This window comes from Nocardioides sp. NBC_00163 (assembly GCF_045206295.1).
Lineage (GTDB): Bacteria > Actinomycetota > Actinomycetes > Propionibacteriales > Nocardioidaceae > Nocardioides.
In genome coordinates this window covers 2,893,458-2,909,101 of the sequence record NZ_CP108155.1, presented here as the reverse complement: position 1 = coordinate 2,909,101, position 15,644 = coordinate 2,893,458, and the positions used below count along the sequence as shown (strand labels likewise).

Genomic DNA, 15,644 nt, shown 5'->3' with positions numbered 1-15,644 from the left:
ACCAGATGTCTGAGGCATTCATCATCGACGCCGTTCGTACGCCTGTCGGCAAGCGCGGGGGCGCGCTGGCCGAGGTCCACCCGGCCGACCTCGGCGCCCACTCGCTGGCCGCGCTCGTCGACCGCACCGGGATCGACCCGGGAGCCGTCGACGACGTGATCATGGGCTGCTGCGACACCATCGGCGGGCAGGCCGGCGACGTCGCGCGGACCACCTGGCTGGTGGCGGGGCTGCCCGACCACGTACCCGGCGTGACCATCGATCGGCAGTGCGGCTCCTCCCAGCAGGCGGTGCACTTCGCGGCGCAGGGAGTGATGTCGGGGACGCAGGATCTGGTCGTCGCGGGTGGGCTGCAGAACATGTCCGCGATCCCGATCTCGGCGGCGATGCTGGTGGGGGCGCAATATGGCTACACCACCCCGTTCGCCGAGTCGCCCGGCTGGGTGAAGCGCTACGGCGACCAGGAGGTCTCCCAGTTCCGGTCCGCCGAGATGATCGCGGAGAAGTGGGACATCTCGCGCGAGGACATGGAGGCGTACGCGCTCGCCTCGCACCAGCGCGCCAAGGCCGCGATCGCCGAGGGGCGGTTCGACCGGGAGATCGTGCCGGTCGGCGATTTCGCCGTCGACCAGTGCCCGCGGGAGACCTCGCTCGAGAAGATGGCCTCCCTGGAGCCGCTCGCTCCCGGCGGGCGGATCACCGCGGCTGTCGCCTCGCAGATCTGCGACGCGTCCTCGGCGCTGTTGGTGGCATCGGCGGCGGCCGTACGCACCTTCGGACTGACCCCGCGCGCCCGGATCCATCACCTCTCGGTCCGCGGCGACGACCCGGTCTGGATGCTCACCGGCCCGATCGAGGCGACTCGTCATGCCCTGGCCAAGACCGGTCTGTCGGTCGACGACATCGACCTGTTCGAGTGCAACGAGGCCTTCGCGAGCGTCGTCCTGGCGTGGATGAAGGAGCTCGACGTCCCGCACTCGAAGGTGAACGTCAACGGCGGCGGCATCGCCCTCGGCCACCCCATCGGCGCCACCGGCACCCGATTGATGACCACCCTCCTCAACGAGCTCGAGCGCACCGGCGGCCGCTACGGCCTCCAGACCATGTGCGAGGGCGGCGGTCAGGCCAACGTCACCATCATCGAGCGACTCTGATCTCGAGGTTGTGAAGCTGAGAGTGGCCTATAGACCACTCTCAGCTTCACAACTCCCGGGCTTGCCGGGTCAGGCAGGCTGCAGCTTGAGCGTTCGGCGCTCGGCGGCGGGGGAGCCGGGGGTGGGGAACCAGCGGTGGATGACCGCGGCCTGGCCGGCGGTCCACAGGCCGCTGATGACCCAGTAGACCAGCAGGGCGAGGGGGACGCTGCTGCCGGCGAGGAGCATGCCGGCGGCTGAGATGACGGGCATGAGCTCCTGCATCCGCACCATCGAATCGGGCAGGTCGGCGCGCACCATGTTGGGCAGGACCCAGAGCCGCTGGCTGAGGTAGCTGACCGCGGCGGCGGTCGCGGCGAGGCCGAGGGTGATCACCAGGTGTGTCGTGTCGCCGGAGAGGTAGCCGTGGCCGGTGAGCGGCGTGCCCAGGAAGGTCGCCGCGCCGAGGGAGCTGACCAGCGAGTCGTTCATCGCGCCGACTGCGTTGTTCCGGCTGACGTCGGAGAGCAGGTGATAGAGCGCCAGGAAGATCGGCAGCTGGGCGAAGGCGGCGAGCATGGCGAAGCGGGGTACGCCGTGCTCCTCGTTGATCTTGCGCCGCTCCTCCATCATCGCCATCACATCGGCCTGACTCGGGCTCTTGGACGAGTTCTTCTTGGCGTACTTCTTGGTCAGCGCCTGCAGCTGCGGGCGGGCCCTGGCGGCGGCGTGGGAGTGGCGTACGCCGCGGATCGTGAGCGGCAGGAGGGCGAGTCGGACCAGCACCACGACGGCGGCGATGGCCAGCAGCCAGCTGACGTTGGGGCCGACGAAGGAGAGAACGTGGTGGGCGCCGGCGAGGACGGCGGCGAGGGCGTGCGACAACGGGGCGAGAACGGACATGGGTGTGCTCCTGAGGTGAGTGAGTAGGACTGACGGGCTCGCCGGGGTCGGCGAGTGTCAGGCCTGCTCAGGAGCGCGCGGACGGCGCGGGGAGCACACCGGGTCGGTGACCCGGGCAGCAAGATGGTGAGGTCCGTCGGATACGTCCGGAGGGACCGTCGAACGCGCCCTGACCAGGGCGAACGAGCTCACGTTGTGGATCGCTCCGACCGCGACGGCCGCGAGCGCGGTCGAGACGGCGATGGTGAGCAGCGCCTGCTCGGGATCGACGCTCATCAGCGCCGGGAGCATCAGAGTGAAAAGTGCGACGAGCGCGATGCGTACGCGGCTCGTCTCGTTCTTCACGACTCACACTCTACCGATCGAGGTCAACCAAGCCCTCATCTCAGGTCGCGCCGCATCAGCACCCGCGGGTGACCGGCGAGGACCGAGGTGGTGTCGGCGGCCCAGGTGAAGCCCGCGGCCTCGAAGTTCTTGCGGATCCCGGCGTACGCCATCGTCAGGTCGACCTTCGCGCCCTGGTTGTCGAGTGGATAGGCCTCGACGGCCGGGGCACCACGGTCGCGCGCGAAGTCGACGGCCCCCTCGATGAGCGTGTGCGAGATGCCCTTGCCGCGATGGCCCGGGCGGACCCGGATGCACCACAGCGCCCAGACCGGGAGGTCGTCGACGTGCGGGATCTTGCGATTGCGGGCGAAGGAGGTGTCGGCGCGGGGTGCGATCGCGGCCCACCCGACGGGCTCGTCGCCGTCGTAGGCGAGCACGCCCAGCGGCCCCTCCTCGAGCAGAGTGCGGACATATTCGCCGCGCTCCGGGCCGTGCAGTTCGTTGTTGAGCTTCGACGGGATCCGGTAGCTCAGGCACCAGCACACGCTGGCGTCGGGCCGTTTGGGACCGACAAGAGCGCGTACGTCCTCGAACACCGTCGCCGGGCGAACCTCGATGGCCATGGGTCCACCCTGAGCCTCAGACTCGGGTCGCGTCCAGGTGTTTGAGGCGGTCGGTGGCCTGCGCGACGATGCGGTCGATCAGCTCCTCGCAGGTGGGGAGGTCGTCGAGGAGGCCGACGACCTGGCCGCTCGAGAGCATCCCGGCGTTGGTGTCGCCCTCGACGAGGCCGGCGCGGAGCAGCATCGGGGTGTTGGCGGCGAGTACGACCTCGGCCCAGGTGCGGTCGCCGCCGTGGACCATGCTTCGGCCGTCCTTGATGAGGGTGCGCCACGGGAGGCCGGACATGTCCTTGAACTGCCGGGTGCGCTTGAGCGTGCGCAGCAGCTTCGCGGTCAGGCCCTCCTTCTCGAGGGTGTCGATGAACTCGGTACGGAGCAGGCGATGCGGCATGCCGTCGGCCTTGGTGGTCACGACGGTGCCGTCGAGGCCGAAGTCCAGGTAGCGCTGTCGGACGTCCTCGGGGACGGCCGAGTCGGCGGTGAGCAGGAAGCGCGTGCCCATGCCGATGCCGGCGGCGCCGTAGGCCATGGCCGCGGCGAGTCCGCGGCCGTCGAAGAAGCCGCCCGCGGCGACGACCGGGATGTCGACGGCGTCCAGGACGCTGGGGAGGAGCAGGGTGGTCGGGACCGCGCCGGTGTGGCCGCCGCCCTCACCGCCCTGGATCATCACCATGTCGGCGCCCCAGCCTGCCACCTTCTTGGCGTGCTTGGCCGCGCCGATCGAGGGCATCACGACGATGTCGTGCTCCTTGAGCTTGCTGATGAGCTCGGGTTTGGGGGCCAGCGCGAAGCTGGCGACCTTGACGCCGTGGTCGATCAGGAGCCGGCAGCGGTCGGGGGCGTCCGAGGCGTCGGCGCGCAGGTTCACGCCGAACGGCTTGTCGGTGCGGCCCTTGACCTCGACGATCGCCTTCTCCAGTTCGTCGAGGGTCATCGTGGCCGACGCCAGGATGCCGAGCGCGCCCGCGTTGGCGCTGGCGGAGACGAGGCGCGGGCCGGCGACCCAGCCCATGCCGGTCTGCACGATCGGGTGGTCGACCCCGGTCAGCTCGGTCAGCGGCGTACGGAATGTCTGTGCGGTGCTCATCGTCCGTCCTTCACGAAGGCGTCGCGGCGCTCGTCGGCCACGCCGGCGAGGTTGAGCTCGTAGGTGAAGCCCTGCTCGAAGCGGTAGGAGGCGTTCACGTCGACCGGGTCGATGCCGTTGAGCGCGGCCTTGGCCGCGCGGATGACCCGCGGGTCCTTGGCCGCGATCTGTCGCGCGACCTCGAGGGCGGCCTCGTCGAGGTCCTCACGGGGAACGACCTGGTGGACCGATCCGAGCTCGTGGAGGCGCTGGGCGGTGATGGTCTGGGCGGTGAAATAGAGCGTACGCAGCATGTGCTGGGGCACGAGCCGGCTCAGATGGGTGGCGGCGCCGAGGGCGCCGCGGTCGACCTCGGGTACGCCGAAGAAGGCGTCGTCGCTGGCGACGATCGTGTCCGCGTTGCCGACCAGGCCGACGCCCCCGCCGAGGCAGAAGCCGTTGACCGCGGCGATGACCGGGACCGGGCACTCGTAGATCGCCTTGAACGCCGCGTAGCAGCCGCGGTTGGCGCCGAGGATGCCCTCGAACCCCTCGATCTGCTGCATCTCCTTGATGTCGACGCCGGCGTTGAAGCCCTTGCCCTCGGCGCGCAGGATCACGACTCGCGCGTTGTTGTCGGCGGCGGTCGTGACGGCGTCGGCGACCTCGAACCAGCCCTTCACCGGCAGCGCGTTGACCGGAGGGTGGTTCATCGTCACGACGGCGATCTGCTCGTCGGTGATCTCGGTGGAGATGCCCATGGTCCGTTCCTAACCTAGCGATTGCTTGGTACCCTAGCACTTGCTTGGTTTCTGAACGCAAGAATGGGAAGGGACGCCACCATGGCTCGACTGCTCGAAGGCCGGATCGCGATCGTCACCGGAGCGGGGCGAGGCATCGGCCGGGCGCACGCGCTCGAGCTCGCCCGTCACGGGGCGAAGGTGGTCGTCAACGACTTCGGCGTCTCGCTGGCGGGTGAGGGCACCGGCGAGTCGCCCGCTTCCCAGGTCGTCGACGAGATCGTCTCCGCAGGTGGGGAGGCGGTTGCCAACGCCGCCGATGTGGCCGACTTCGCGCAGGCCGAGGCGATGGTGCGACAGGCCGTCGAGACGTACGGCGGTCTGGACATCCTCGTCAACAACGCCGGCTTCGTCCGCGACCGGATGCTCGTCAACACCTCCGAGGAGGAGTGGGACGCGGTCATCCGGGTGCACCTGAAGGGTCACTTCGCGACGCTGCGGCACGCGGGTGCGTACTGGCGAGCGGAGTCCAAGGCGGGCCGGCAGCGGGATGCCCGGGTCATCAACACCTCCTCCGGTGCGGGCTTGCAGGGCTCGATCGGGCAGGGCACCTACTCGGCCGCCAAGGCCGGGATCGCCGGGCTCACCCTGGTCGCCGCGGCCGAGATGTCCCGTTACGGCGTCACCGTCAACGCCATCGCGCCGGTCGCCAAGACCCGGATGACCGAGGGCGCCTTCGACACCTCCGCCATGGCGCTGCCCGAGGACAACAGCCCCATCGTCGCCTGGCTCGCCTCCGGGGACGCCCGCGACATCACCGGCCGGGTCATCGAGATCGACGGTCCCACGATCACCGTCGAGAACGGCTGGGCCCACGGTCCCTCCGCCGACGCCGGAGCCCGCTGGGACGCCGCCGACGTCGGTCCTGCACTTCGCAAGCTCCTCGCGCAGGCGCCTGTGCCGGAGGCGGTGTACGGGGCTTAGTCACACCAGCCCCAGGAATACCCGGTTAACAGGGTATTCCTGCACTTCTCTGGCAATGCAACGCCAGAGAAGTGCAGGTTTCACCGGTTAACCGGGTATCCCAACCAACTCAGCCGAGCTCCCCACACACCGTCGCCGCGATGTCGGCGAGCGGGACGTCGAGCGGGGTGGCGGTGGGGTCGTCGGAGCGGGTGAGGGCAGCGATGACGATCGGGGCGCCGTCGGGGGTCCAGGTGACGCCGACGTCGTTCCGCGACGCGTAGTCACCACCGCCGGTCTTGTCGGCGAGCCGCCAGCCGGCAGGAACCCCGGCGCCGAACCTCGTGACGGTCGACTGGTTGGCCAGCATCCAGGTGAGCAGCTGGTCCCGATCGGCGCGGTCGAGGGCGTCGCCGAGCACCAGCTTGGTGTAGGTCTGCGCGATCGCACGGGGCGAGGTGGTGTCGCGCGGATCGCCCGGGATCGCGCTGTTGAGGTCGGGCTCCCAGCGGTCCAGCCGGGTCACGGTGTCGCCGAGGGACCGGGCGAAGCGCGTGATGCCGGAGGGGCCGCCGATGAGGTGGAGCAGCTCGTTGGCGGCGGTGTTGTCGGAGCGCGTCATCGTCGCCTCGGCGAGCTGCGCGACGGTCAGGCCGTTGCGCGTCGTGAGCGAGGTGACCGGTGAGTTGACGACGACGTCGGCCGCCTCCCAGGTCAGACGCTGCTGGAGCGTACGCGCGGGATGATCGCGCAGGATCGCCGCGGCGAGCAGGGTCTTGAAGGTCGACAGCATCGGGAAGCGCTCGTCGGCACGGTGCTCGATGACGCGGCCGGTCCGCATGTTCTTGGCCCAGACGCCGAGGTGACGCTGGTGCTTCTGCTCGAGTGCGGCGATCGAGGGGCTGTCGATGGCGTACGCCGCGGGGCTGCTGACTCCGGTCGCGGCGACGGCGACCGCGGTGGCGGCTCCGCCCAGGATGGCGCGGCGGCTGAGGATCGGTGTGGTCATGCCGAGCATCGTGAGGCCGCCGCGGCGACGGCGTCCAAGGACGATCCGGCATGGACATATGCATCGCCGACATGGGACGAGGTGGGGCCGATCAGCCATCCTGTACGCGTGGACCTACTGCTTCACCTGCGCGGCTTCGCCGCCGTCGCGGACGAGATGAGCGTCTCCGAGGCGGCTCTCGAGCTCGGCGTCGACCAGCCGCTCCTCAGCCGTCGCCTGCGTGCTCTGGAGCGGGAGCTCGGGGTGGAGCTGCTCGACCGCACCCGCCGCCAGATCGCGCTCACCCCGGCCGGCACGGCGCTGCTGCCACGCGCCAGGCACCTGCTCGACCAGGCCGACCATCTGCTTCGGAGCATCCGCCGGCACGACCGGGAGAGCTTCGTGGTCGCGGTGCCGTCCGGCTGCGATCCCGCGCCGCTCGCGCGGCTGGTCGCGCTGCTGGAGGCCGAAGGCGTCGACGTACGCCTCGCGAGCGACGGCGACCACGACGAGACGCCGGAGTCGGCCGCCTGGACGGTCGAGGCGTGCGACCCCGACGCGGCCACCTGGCTCACCCAGCTGGGCGCGGCCACCGCTCCCGGGACCACCGAAGGGCCGGTGTCGCTGAGCTCGCTGCGACCCCGCCGAGGCGGGGAACGTACGCAGGTGCTGGCCCTCCCGCGAGACCTGGACGATCCCGCCGGTCGGCTGCGACGGCTCGCGGACAGTGCCGGCATGGGACCGGCGACCCTGCGCCGAGCCCCGCATCAGCTCGCGGTGGCCGAGACCATGGCGGGGCGCGCGAGCCTGATCTGCGCACGGCACGAGGCGGTGACGTACGGACTGAGCTGGTCGCGCTTCGTTGACCAGGTGGCGCGCGGCCATCGCCTGGTCGAGCAGCCACCACCGCCCGGACCGCTGGCGACCGGCCCCGTGCGGGAGCAGGCGCTCGCGCTGCTCGGCGCGTGCGTCGGTGCACCTGAGAAAGGACGCGAATGAGCCCGCTCGTCGGCAGCGACCGGCGCCTGATCGACCTCGCCGAGGTGACCGCCGAGCGCTTCCGGGAGCTCCAGGTCCGGGTCGCGTTCCTCGCCCGCGACATCGACACCGGCCACGAGGTCGGGGTCGGCGTCGACCGGTCGATGCCGCTGGCGTCGGTGGCGAAGGTGCCGCTGGCGCTGGTGGTGGCGGACCGGATCGCCCGCGGCGAGCTCGACGGGGGCGAGATGGTGACGCTGACCGCGGCGGAGCGGAGCTACGGGCCGTACGGCATCTCGGCGTTCGCCCACGACGTGACCTGCTCGGTCGCCGACCTGATGCTGATGATGCTCGGCCTCAGCGACAACGCCGCCGCCGACGCGCTCTTCGACAAGGTCTCGCCGCGCGAGGTCGACGAGCAGCTCGCCGAGTGGGGCGTGGAGGGGCTGCGGGTGCGGCACCGGATGCAGCCGATGTACGACTACGCCACCCGCGTCGCCGGCCACGACTTCGCCCTCGCCACCCAGCTCGCGGTCGAGGGCCGCCGGCCGGGTGGCCGGCACGTCATCGACTCGCTCGACGTCGGACGCGCCACGATCGGCTCGCCGCGCGCCTGCGTCGACCTGCTCGAGCGCGTCTGGCGCGACGAGGTCGCCAAGCCCGAGGCGACCGAATTGGTGCGTCAGCTGATGGGAAAGCAGGTCTTCACCCATCGGATCGCCGCCGACCTGCTCGCCGACGACATCCAGCTCGCCGGTAAGACCGGCGGGTTCCTCACCCTGCGCCACGAGATCGCCGTGGTCACCCACCCCGCCGGCCGCGTCGCCATCGCCGTACTCACCGACTCCGACCGCACCGCCCGGATCCAGAACGACGTCGATCTCGCCATCGCCGCCACCGCCCGCGACGCCGTCGAAGCCCTCGCCTCCCGCCACCTCACCTGAGCCGAGGCGTCACCGACGTCGGCCGAGAAGTCACGTACGCAGGTCGAGACGTCACTCCCGTCGGCCGACCCGGCACGCTGATGCCACCTCGGCCGACGCGCCTGACGCCTCGGCCGACGGGGGTGACGTCTCGGCAGAAAACCAGTCGGCAATCACCCGGTCGCGGTGGTGGAATTGGCCGGTGCCCGTGCCCGGTTTCATCAGCAACCTCATCCCGCCGACACCGTTGTCGCGGCGGTTGGCGACGCAGTCGCTGCTCTTCGCGGCGGGGGACGGGACGTTCAACACCGCGGCCGCGTTCTACCTCGTCGCGTTCGTCGGCCTGAGCCCGGCGCAGATCGGCGTCGGCCTGACGGTGGCGGGGATCGCGTCGTTCCTCACCGCCTACCCGATGGGCCGGCTGGCCGACTTCATCGGCCCGAAGCGGATCTGGGCGATCAGCGCGCTGATCAGCGCACTGATGTTCGCGACGATGCCGTTCATCCACGGCTTCTGGGCCTACCTGGCGGTCATCGTCGTCTTCGAGGTGGTCAACAACGCGGGCGGCGCCGGCCGGAATGCGTACGTCCTCGATGTGCTGCCCGACAAGGAGCGGGTCGCGACCCAGGCGTTCATGTACTCCAGCCTCAATCTCGGCTTCACCATCGGCGCCCTGATCGCCGGCATCGCGCTCGCGCTCGACACCGACACGGTCCTCAAGTGGGGCGTGCCGTTCTTCGCGCTGGCCATCGGGATCGCCAACTCCGTCTGGATCACCCGGCTGCCGAGGGCGCCGCACGACGAGCGCCGCGCGGCCGGCGTGGTCACCGAGAAGCTGCCCGGCCCGGGCGCGCTGCGCAACGTCGGCTGGCTCCTGGTGACCACCTTCACCGGCACGCTGTGGTCCAACCAGGTGCTGCTGCACACGGTGATCCCGCTGTGGCTGGTCGAATACACCGACTCACCGCGCTGGCTGCTGGCCTGGCTCTTCGCGACCAACACGGTGCTGTGCATCGTCCTCCCGGCCTACACGTCCAAGGGCGTTCGCAACGTACGCGACGCGTTGCGCCGGGTGTGGTGGAGCAGCGCGTTCTTCGTCGCCGCGTGCGCGATCACGCTGGTCACCCACGACACCCGCGGGTTCCTCACCATCTTCCTGGTCTGGCTCGGCCACGTCGCCGTGACCGGCGCGGAGCTGGCCATCGGGTCCGCCTCGTGGGCCTTCCAGGCCGAGCTCATGGACCCCGAACGGCGGGGTGAGTACGAAGGCGTCGCCGGCATCGGCCGCCAGCTCGGCGGCGCGTGGGCCCCGGCCCTGTTCACCTTCCTCGCCATGGGCTGGCACCCCGACTTCTACAGCGGCGCCGGTTGGCTCGTGATCGGCGCCATCGTCGTCGCCGCTGCCGCCGCCATGGGGCCGTCGACCAGGATGGCCGTACGTTTCAAGCAGGCCCACTTCCCGCGCGAGGACGAGCCGGAGCCGGCCGCCGTCGCCTAGCTCCCGCGATCAGCGCAGGATCGTCGCGATCCGGTCGCCAAGGTAGGGCGCGAGGGAGGCGGCGTAGAGCGGCGAGATGTGGAAGCCGTCCTGGTAGACCTGCAGGTTGCCGACGACGGGGGAGCAGGTGTCGGCCTCGCAGAAGTAGTCGGTGAGGTCGACACGATGCGCGTTCGGGGTCAGGCGAACCGCGCCGGCGCTGCCGTCGTCGCGTACGACCCGTTCCCGGTCGCGCGCACAGGTCGACCCCGCCGCGAGGCCGGCGTCATCGATGCACGGCTGGACCACGCGGGCGAACCGGGTGGTGCTGCCCTCGAAGATCGGGCTGTCCCGGATCGCGATGACCGGCACCGACGGGTCCGGTCGGCTCGCCCATGCCTCCGCGAGACCACGACTGAGCGCCTCGCCGGGCGTCTCGTCACCGACGGCCTCGACCGAGACCTGGCTGGAGTGGATGACGACGTACGCATCGATCCCCCGCTCCTCAAAGAGATAGGTCGCGAGCCGCGACTTCCACTGTCGGCACAGCTCGACGGTCGTCCGGGGAGTGCCGACGCGATCGCGCGCGTTCCAGTGGCAGCCGGCCCGGCTGGCCACGTCGATGCGCCACCCGCGCCGCTCCGCGATCTCGCGGTAGGCGGGTACGAGCTGGTGGTTGTGCGAGTCGCCGATCGCGAGCAGCCGCCGGGTGTAGCCGCGAGCGGGCCCGAGCGTGCACACCTCGAACCGCACCGGCCGCTCCTTGTTGGACCAGCAGCCCGACCCGTCGGGCGCCTGGTAGCCGAGACTGCCGTCGAGCAGCCGGTCCGGGCCCTCGCAGCCGTCGGTCGCGGGGTCCATGGCGGCGGCGCCGATGCAGCCGGCGTACTTCTCCGCCGCGGCGACGGCGGCCGCCCTCGCCGCGGCGTCCTGACGCTCGACCGCGGTGGCGCCGGCCATCGTCGTGCCCGCGACCAGCGCGAGCACGATCGGAATGGTCACGAGCCGTCCCAGGCCCGCGAAAGACGGCCCGAAGCGGGTGATCGGCACCTCGACGAACCGGTGGGTGAGCCAGGCCAGGACCACCGACGCCGAGAGCACGACCACCGCGGCGAGGAGCGTGGTCCGGGTGGCGTACGTCCAGCTCAGCCACGCCACCAGCAGCGGCCAGTGCCACAGATAGAGCGGGAAGGAGATGTCCGCGACGAACCGCAGCGGCCTCACCGCGAGGAGCCGCTGCGGCCCCCAACGGGCCGTCGACCCCGACCCGACCACGACCAGCAGCGCCCCGCCGACCGGCCACAGCGCCCACGGTCCGGGGAAGAGCGCGGCACCGTCGAGCACGAACCCCGAGCTCGCGACGAGCAGCAGCCCGACCCAGGCGAGCACCGGGCGCACGGCCCCCGGCGGACGGAGACGGTCGAGTCCGAGCGCGAGCAGCGCGCCCGCGCCGAGCTCCCAGAAGCGGGCGCCGGTGTGGAAGTAGGCCACCTGCTGGTCGGCGATCCCGAGCCGCCACGCGAACACGAACGAGGCCACAGTCGCCACCGCCACGACGAGCGCCAGCACGAGCCGCAGCCGCGCCCGCGCCACCCGCCAGATCACCAGCACCACCACCGGCCAGACCAGCAGGAACTGTCCCTGCACCGCCAGCGACCAGAAGTGCTGCAGCGGGCTCGCGCTCGGCCCGGCGGCCCCGTAGGCGAGCTGCGACCGGATCATCTCCCAGTTCAGGACGTACGCCGCCGATGCAGCGATCTCTCGCAACGTCGAGCTCCATATCGACCGCGGCATGACCGTCACCATCAGCACCGCCGTCCCGGCGAGCACGACCAGAGTGGGAGCCGAGAGCCGCTGGAACGTACGCCCGTAGTGGTCGGCCAGCCGCAGCTCGGACGACGCGACCCGGCGGACGAGCGACCTTGTCACCAGGAATCCGGTCAGCGCCAGGAAGACGTCGACGCCCCCGGAAACCCGGCCGTTGCCGAAGAGGTGGAAGACCACCACGAGCGCCAGTGCCAGCCCCCGTAGTCCGTGGATCTCAGCGATGCGCGGCGGTCGGGGAGGCTGCGGCATCGGGTCACGCTAAGGGTCGCCGGTGACCCCAGGGAGAAGTGCAGGTTAAGAGCCGAGGATTTGCTCGAGGTGGGGGTTGCCGAATGTGCGGGACGGGTCGAGCTTGTCGCGCAGCGCGACGAAGTCGCCGAACCGCGGATAGCGTTCGCCCAGGTCAGTGGCGGTGAGCGTGTGCATCTTGCCCCAGTGCGGACGGCCGCCGGCCTCGCCGGCGATGCGCTCGAAGGTCGCGAAGTACTCCTCGCGCCATGGCGAGGACGGCGCCGTGTGGATGGCGATGTAGACGTTCTCGCGCTCGAACCCGGTGGACAGCGGGATGTCGTCGGCGCCGGCCACCCGGACCTCGACCGGGAAGGAGATGTTCCACGACGAGGCCTCGACCGCGCGCTCCAGCTCGGCGAGGACCTCCATGCCGACGGCACGCGGGACGGCGTACTCGCTCTCCACGAAGCGCACCTTCCGCTGCGAGGTGAAGACGCGGTAGGAGATGTCCGTGAACTCCCGTGGCGAGAGGGCGGAGGCGGCGAAGCGGGCCAGCGGCTTCACCAGGCCAGGGACCCGAAGGCCAAGGCCGACGGTCGCGCCGAAGGCCTGGTTGGAGAGGAGCTCGTCGTCGAACCAGCCCCGGAGCCGGCCCACCGGCGCCAGCGGCGTCTCCGGCAGCGGCAGCCGGGTGTTGTGCTTGGTCAGGACCCGGCTCGTGTGCGGGAACCAGTAGAACTCGAAGTGGTCCGTACCGGAGGCGTGCTCGTCGAACGATGCCATCACCTCGGCGAGCTCGCCGTTGCCCTCGCGAGCGTTCAGGGCGAACAGAGGCTCGGTCTGCAGGGTGACCTCGACGATGATCCCGAGCGCGCCGAGCCCCACGCGGGCGAGGTCGAAGACCTCGGGATTCTCTTCAGCCGAGCAGGCGATCACCGAGCCGTCGGCGAGGAGCAGCCGCAGGCCGCGTACCTGGGTCGCCAGGCCGCCGAAACGCGCTCCCGTGCCGTGGGTGCCGGTCGAGATCGCCCCGGAGATCGACTGCTCCTCGATGTCACCGAGGTTGGTCATCGACAGGCCGAGCGCCTCGAGCGCGCGGTTGAGGACCTTGAGGCGAGTGCCGCCGCGTACCGTCACCAGGCCGGTCGTCGAGTCCGCTCGAACGATCCCTGCGAGACGATCCAGGCTGACCTGGACATCGACCGGCGACCCGATCGCGGTGAACGAGTGCCCCGCGCCGATCGGCTTGATCCTCCGCCCGGCCTCCGCTGCGGCCACGACGACCGCCGAGAGCTCTGCCTCGTCGCGAGGCACTACCACCTCGACCGCGCCCGCATGCTGGTTGCCTGACCAGTTCTGCCACTCACTCACGCCACCACCTCCGTAGCGCAAGCGCAAGCATACGGACGCGGTGGCGTGTTGGTTGTCTGGTTCACTCGCTGGCGCTCGCTCACGCGGGAAAGGGTGTCGCCTCGGAGGCGTTCGGTCAACGGCTGCGCCCACATCGATCGGCCCGCGCGTTGGCACAGTTGGTCACCTCCCGTTGACGCGAGTGCCGCGCTGGGCATAGACACTTGCGTCGTGGTCACGACTTCCCACCATCTCTCCGCCCAGCAGCACGAACGGCTCGACCGGGCGACCGCCCGTCTCGACGGACCCGTCGGGGCGGTGGACCTCGCGGCGTTCGACGCCAACGCCGACGATCTCGTGCGCCGCGCCGCCGGCACCCCGATCCGAGTGGCCAGCAAGTCCGTACGCTGCCGGGCGCTGATCGACCGAGTGCTCGCCCGCGAGGGATACGAGGGGATCCTGGCCTTCACGCTGTTCGAGGCGCTGTGGCTGGCCGAGTCGCACTACGACGTCGTGGTCGGCTACCCGACCGCCGACCGGGCCGCGCTCGCCGCGCTCGCGAACGACGAGGAGAAGCTCGCCCGGGTCACCCTGATGGTCGACAGCGCCGAGGGGTTGTCGCTGGTCAAGGCCGCGATCGGCACCCCGGCCGCCCCCGTACGCGTGGCCATCGACCTCGACGCCGCGCTGGTCATTGCGCGCCGCATCTGGCTCGGCGCCCGCCGCTCCCCGGTCCGCACCCCCGAGGACGCCGTCGCGCTTGCCCGGATCGTCGCCGACGACCCCGACTTCCAGCTGGTCGGGCTGATGGCCTACGAGGGCCAGGTCGCCGGCACCGTCGACCGTCCGCTCGGCGGCAACCCGCCCCCGGCCGTCATCAGGAGGATGAAGAAGGCCTCCATCGCCGAGATCACCGAGCGCCGCGGGAAGATCGTCGCCGCCGTACGCTCCCTGACCGACCTCGAGTTCGTCAACGGCGGCGGCACGGGCTCGATCGAGTCCACCCACGCCGACCCCTCGGTGACCGAGATCGCGGCCGGTTCCGGGCTCTACGGGCCGACCCTCTTCGACCGCTACGACGGCTTCACGCCCCACCCCGCGGCCTACTTCGGGCTGAGCGTGGTCCGCCGCCCCGCGCCCGGCATCGTCACCGTCGCCGGTGGCGGCTGGATCGCCTCGGGCCCGCCCGGACTCGACCGCGTCCCCAGCCCGACCTACCCCTTCGGCCTGGAGTACGTCGGCACCGAAGGCGCCGGGGAGGTCCAGACACCGTTGCGTGGGCATGCCGCCGACGAGCTCGCGATCGGTGACAAGGTCTGGTTCCGGCACGCGAAGGCGGGCGAGGTCTGCGAGCGGCTCGACACGCTCCAGCTGATCGACGGCGACTCGATCATCACCGTCGCGCCGACCTACCGGGGCGAGGGCCAGACCTTCCTGTGACCTGCTGGATCACTCGCCCAGCAGCTGGAACCAGCTCTCGGTGACCAGCTCGCACATGCGGTCGTGCTCGACACCCCACAACCCGTCCGCCCAGCGCTGGAACAGATAGTCGAGCTGGCCGACCGCCAGTGCGCCGCGCAGGCGCCGGCTATCGGCGTCGAACCGGTCCGCCTTGTCCAGGCCCACGCTGACGTCCTCGATCGTCTCGTCCGTCCAGGCGTCGACGATGCGGGTGAGATCGGGATCGACGGCCTGGGCGGCCCGGGCGATCGTGACGATCGGACGCACCGCCGGCCATCGAGCCACGGCCTGTCGGATCCAGGCACCGAGCTGCTCGCGGGTGCCGGCCGCCACCGCGTCGGCCAGGCCGCCGAGCGAGCTGCCCTGTGGGGAGCGGAGCTGGACCAGCTCGTCCTCGAGGCGTTCGGCGATCAAGGCCTTGATGACGTCGGACTTCGAGGGGAAGTAGGCATAGAACGTCACCCGGGTGGTGCTGGCCGCCGAGGCGATCTCATCGATCGTCGTGGCCGCGTAGCCGCTCGCGACGAACCGGTCCATCGCCGCGTCCAGCAGGAGCTGGCGTGTCATCGCCCTCTGAGCTGCACGGTTGGCCATGGCGTCACGATAAGCGACGCCGATACCTCCCTAGGGATTTCCACAGTTTCTCGAAAACCC

15 protein-coding genes are annotated in these 15,644 nt (G+C 70.8%); 6 read left to right on the top strand and 9 right to left on the bottom strand.

Going from position 1 to position 15,644, the window contains the following annotated elements; translation table 11 throughout:
* The first annotated feature begins 5 nt into the window (after nucleotides 1-5).
* Nucleotides 6-1,154, top strand: a complete 1,149-nt coding sequence (locus OG801_RS13995; protein WP_406036158.1) for an acetyl-CoA C-acetyltransferase — start codon at nucleotides 6-8, stop codon at nucleotides 1,152-1,154.
* A gap of 69 nt (nucleotides 1,155-1,223) precedes the next feature.
* Here the strand turns inward: OG801_RS13995 and yidC are convergent, their stop codons facing one another.
* Genes yidC through OG801_RS13970 form a run of 5 tightly spaced genes read right to left on the bottom strand, consistent with a single transcriptional unit; the run spans nucleotide 1,224 to nucleotide 4,813 of the window.
* Nucleotides 1,224-2,036 (bottom strand): membrane protein insertase YidC, encoded by an 813-nt coding sequence (gene yidC / locus OG801_RS13990; protein ID WP_406036157.1) that lies wholly within the window; start codon nucleotides 2,034-2,036, stop codon nucleotides 1,224-1,226.
* Between the two features lie 57 nt (nucleotides 2,037-2,093).
* Nucleotides 2,094-2,381, bottom strand: coding sequence for a hypothetical protein (locus OG801_RS13985; RefSeq protein ID WP_406036156.1), 288 nt, complete (start codon nucleotides 2,379-2,381; stop codon nucleotides 2,094-2,096).
* A gap of 35 nt (nucleotides 2,382-2,416) precedes the next feature.
* Nucleotides 2,417-2,986: a GNAT family N-acetyltransferase gene (locus tag OG801_RS13980; RefSeq protein WP_406036155.1), complete on the bottom strand. Its 570-nt coding sequence runs from the start codon at nucleotides 2,984-2,986 to the stop codon at nucleotides 2,417-2,419.
* 16 nt (nucleotides 2,987-3,002) lie between these two features.
* Nucleotides 3,003-4,073 (bottom strand): NAD(P)H-dependent flavin oxidoreductase, encoded by a 1,071-nt coding sequence (locus tag OG801_RS13975; RefSeq protein ID WP_406036154.1) that lies wholly within the window; start codon nucleotides 4,071-4,073, stop codon nucleotides 3,003-3,005.
* Nucleotides 4,070-4,813, bottom strand: coding sequence for an enoyl-CoA hydratase family protein (locus tag OG801_RS13970; protein WP_406036153.1), 744 nt, complete (start codon nucleotides 4,811-4,813; stop codon nucleotides 4,070-4,072). Before OG801_RS13970 ends, OG801_RS13975 begins: the two co-directional genes overlap by 4 nt.
* An 81-nt stretch (nucleotides 4,814-4,894) precedes the next feature.
* On the opposite strand from OG801_RS13970, the gene OG801_RS13965 reads away from it, so the two are divergent.
* Nucleotides 4,895-5,776, top strand: coding sequence for an SDR family oxidoreductase (locus OG801_RS13965; RefSeq protein ID WP_406036152.1), 882 nt, complete (start codon nucleotides 4,895-4,897; stop codon nucleotides 5,774-5,776).
* A 109-nt stretch (nucleotides 5,777-5,885) separates the two neighbouring features.
* Here the strand turns inward: OG801_RS13965 and bla are convergent, their stop codons facing one another.
* The gene (bla, locus tag OG801_RS13960; protein WP_406036151.1) at nucleotides 5,886-6,764 is read right to left on the bottom strand and encodes a class A beta-lactamase; all 879 of its coding nucleotides are present in this window, start codon (nucleotides 6,762-6,764) and stop codon (nucleotides 5,886-5,888) included.
* 108 nt (nucleotides 6,765-6,872) lie between these two features.
* Here bla and OG801_RS13955 point away from each other — a divergent pair, with 108 nt between their 5' ends.
* From OG801_RS13955 to OG801_RS13945, 3 genes are all read left to right on the top strand, one after another.
* A complete protein-coding gene (locus OG801_RS13955) occupies nucleotides 6,873-7,742 on the top strand; it encodes a LysR family transcriptional regulator (RefSeq protein ID WP_406036150.1) in 870 nt (289 codons plus the stop codon).
* A complete protein-coding gene (locus OG801_RS13950; RefSeq protein ID WP_406036149.1) occupies nucleotides 7,739-8,665 on the top strand; it encodes a serine hydrolase in 927 nt (308 codons plus the stop codon). Before OG801_RS13955 ends, OG801_RS13950 begins: the two co-directional genes overlap by 4 nt.
* A gap of 181 nt (nucleotides 8,666-8,846) precedes the next feature.
* A complete protein-coding gene (locus tag OG801_RS13945; protein ID WP_406036148.1) occupies nucleotides 8,847-10,142 on the top strand; it encodes an MFS transporter in 1,296 nt (431 codons plus the stop codon).
* Between the two features lie 9 nt (nucleotides 10,143-10,151).
* Here the strand turns inward: OG801_RS13945 and OG801_RS13940 are convergent, their stop codons facing one another.
* Both OG801_RS13940 and OG801_RS13935 read right to left on the bottom strand, forming a co-directional pair.
* Complete coding sequence (locus OG801_RS13940; RefSeq protein WP_406036147.1) at nucleotides 10,152-12,197, bottom strand: acyltransferase family protein; 2,046 nt, start codon at nucleotides 12,195-12,197, stop codon at nucleotides 10,152-10,154.
* Between the two features lie 45 nt (nucleotides 12,198-12,242).
* Nucleotides 12,243-13,550: a D-arabinono-1,4-lactone oxidase gene (locus OG801_RS13935; RefSeq protein WP_406036146.1), complete on the bottom strand. Its 1,308-nt coding sequence runs from the start codon at nucleotides 13,548-13,550 to the stop codon at nucleotides 12,243-12,245.
* A 210-nt stretch (nucleotides 13,551-13,760) separates the two neighbouring features.
* Between OG801_RS13935 and OG801_RS13930 the strand changes: the two genes are divergently transcribed.
* On the top strand, nucleotides 13,761-14,969 hold the full coding sequence (locus tag OG801_RS13930) for an amino acid deaminase/aldolase (protein WP_406036145.1): 1,209 nt from the start codon (nucleotides 13,761-13,763) through the stop codon (nucleotides 14,967-14,969).
* 9 nt (nucleotides 14,970-14,978) lie between these two features.
* Here OG801_RS13930 and OG801_RS13925 read toward each other — a convergent pair whose 3' ends face one another.
* The gene (locus OG801_RS13925) at nucleotides 14,979-15,584 is read right to left on the bottom strand and encodes a TetR/AcrR family transcriptional regulator (protein WP_355017364.1); all 606 of its coding nucleotides are present in this window, start codon (nucleotides 15,582-15,584) and stop codon (nucleotides 14,979-14,981) included.
* Nucleotides 15,585-15,644: the final 60 nt, after the last annotated feature.

What these genes read in the sequence shown, in the direction of transcription:
- OG801_RS13965 (WP_406036152.1), top strand. Translation starts at nt 4,895, where the DNA reads ATGGCTCGACTGCTCGAAGGCCGGATCGCGATCGTCACCGGAGCGGGG.
- OG801_RS13940 (WP_406036147.1), bottom strand. Translation starts at nt 12,197, where the DNA reads ATGCCGCAGCCTCCCCGACCGCCGCGCATCGCTGAGATCCACGGACTA.
- OG801_RS13975 (WP_406036154.1), bottom strand. Translation starts at nt 4,073, where the DNA reads ATGAGCACCGCACAGACATTCCGTACGCCGCTGACCGAGCTGACCGGG.
- OG801_RS13995 (WP_406036158.1), top strand. Translation starts at nt 6, where the DNA reads ATGTCTGAGGCATTCATCATCGACGCCGTTCGTACGCCTGTCGGCAAG.
- yidC (WP_406036157.1), bottom strand. Translation starts at nt 2,036, where the DNA reads ATGTCCGTTCTCGCCCCGTTGTCGCACGCCCTCGCCGCCGTCCTCGCC.
- OG801_RS13980 (WP_406036155.1), bottom strand. Translation starts at nt 2,986, where the DNA reads ATGGCCATCGAGGTTCGCCCGGCGACGGTGTTCGAGGACGTACGCGCT.
- OG801_RS13970 (WP_406036153.1), bottom strand. Translation starts at nt 4,813, where the DNA reads ATGGGCATCTCCACCGAGATCACCGACGAGCAGATCGCCGTCGTGACG.
- OG801_RS13925 (WP_355017364.1), bottom strand. Translation starts at nt 15,584, where the DNA reads ATGGCCAACCGTGCAGCTCAGAGGGCGATGACACGCCAGCTCCTGCTG.
- bla (WP_406036151.1), bottom strand. Translation starts at nt 6,764, where the DNA reads ATGACCACACCGATCCTCAGCCGCCGCGCCATCCTGGGCGGAGCCGCC.
- OG801_RS13950 (WP_406036149.1), top strand. Translation starts at nt 7,739, where the DNA reads ATGAGCCCGCTCGTCGGCAGCGACCGGCGCCTGATCGACCTCGCCGAG.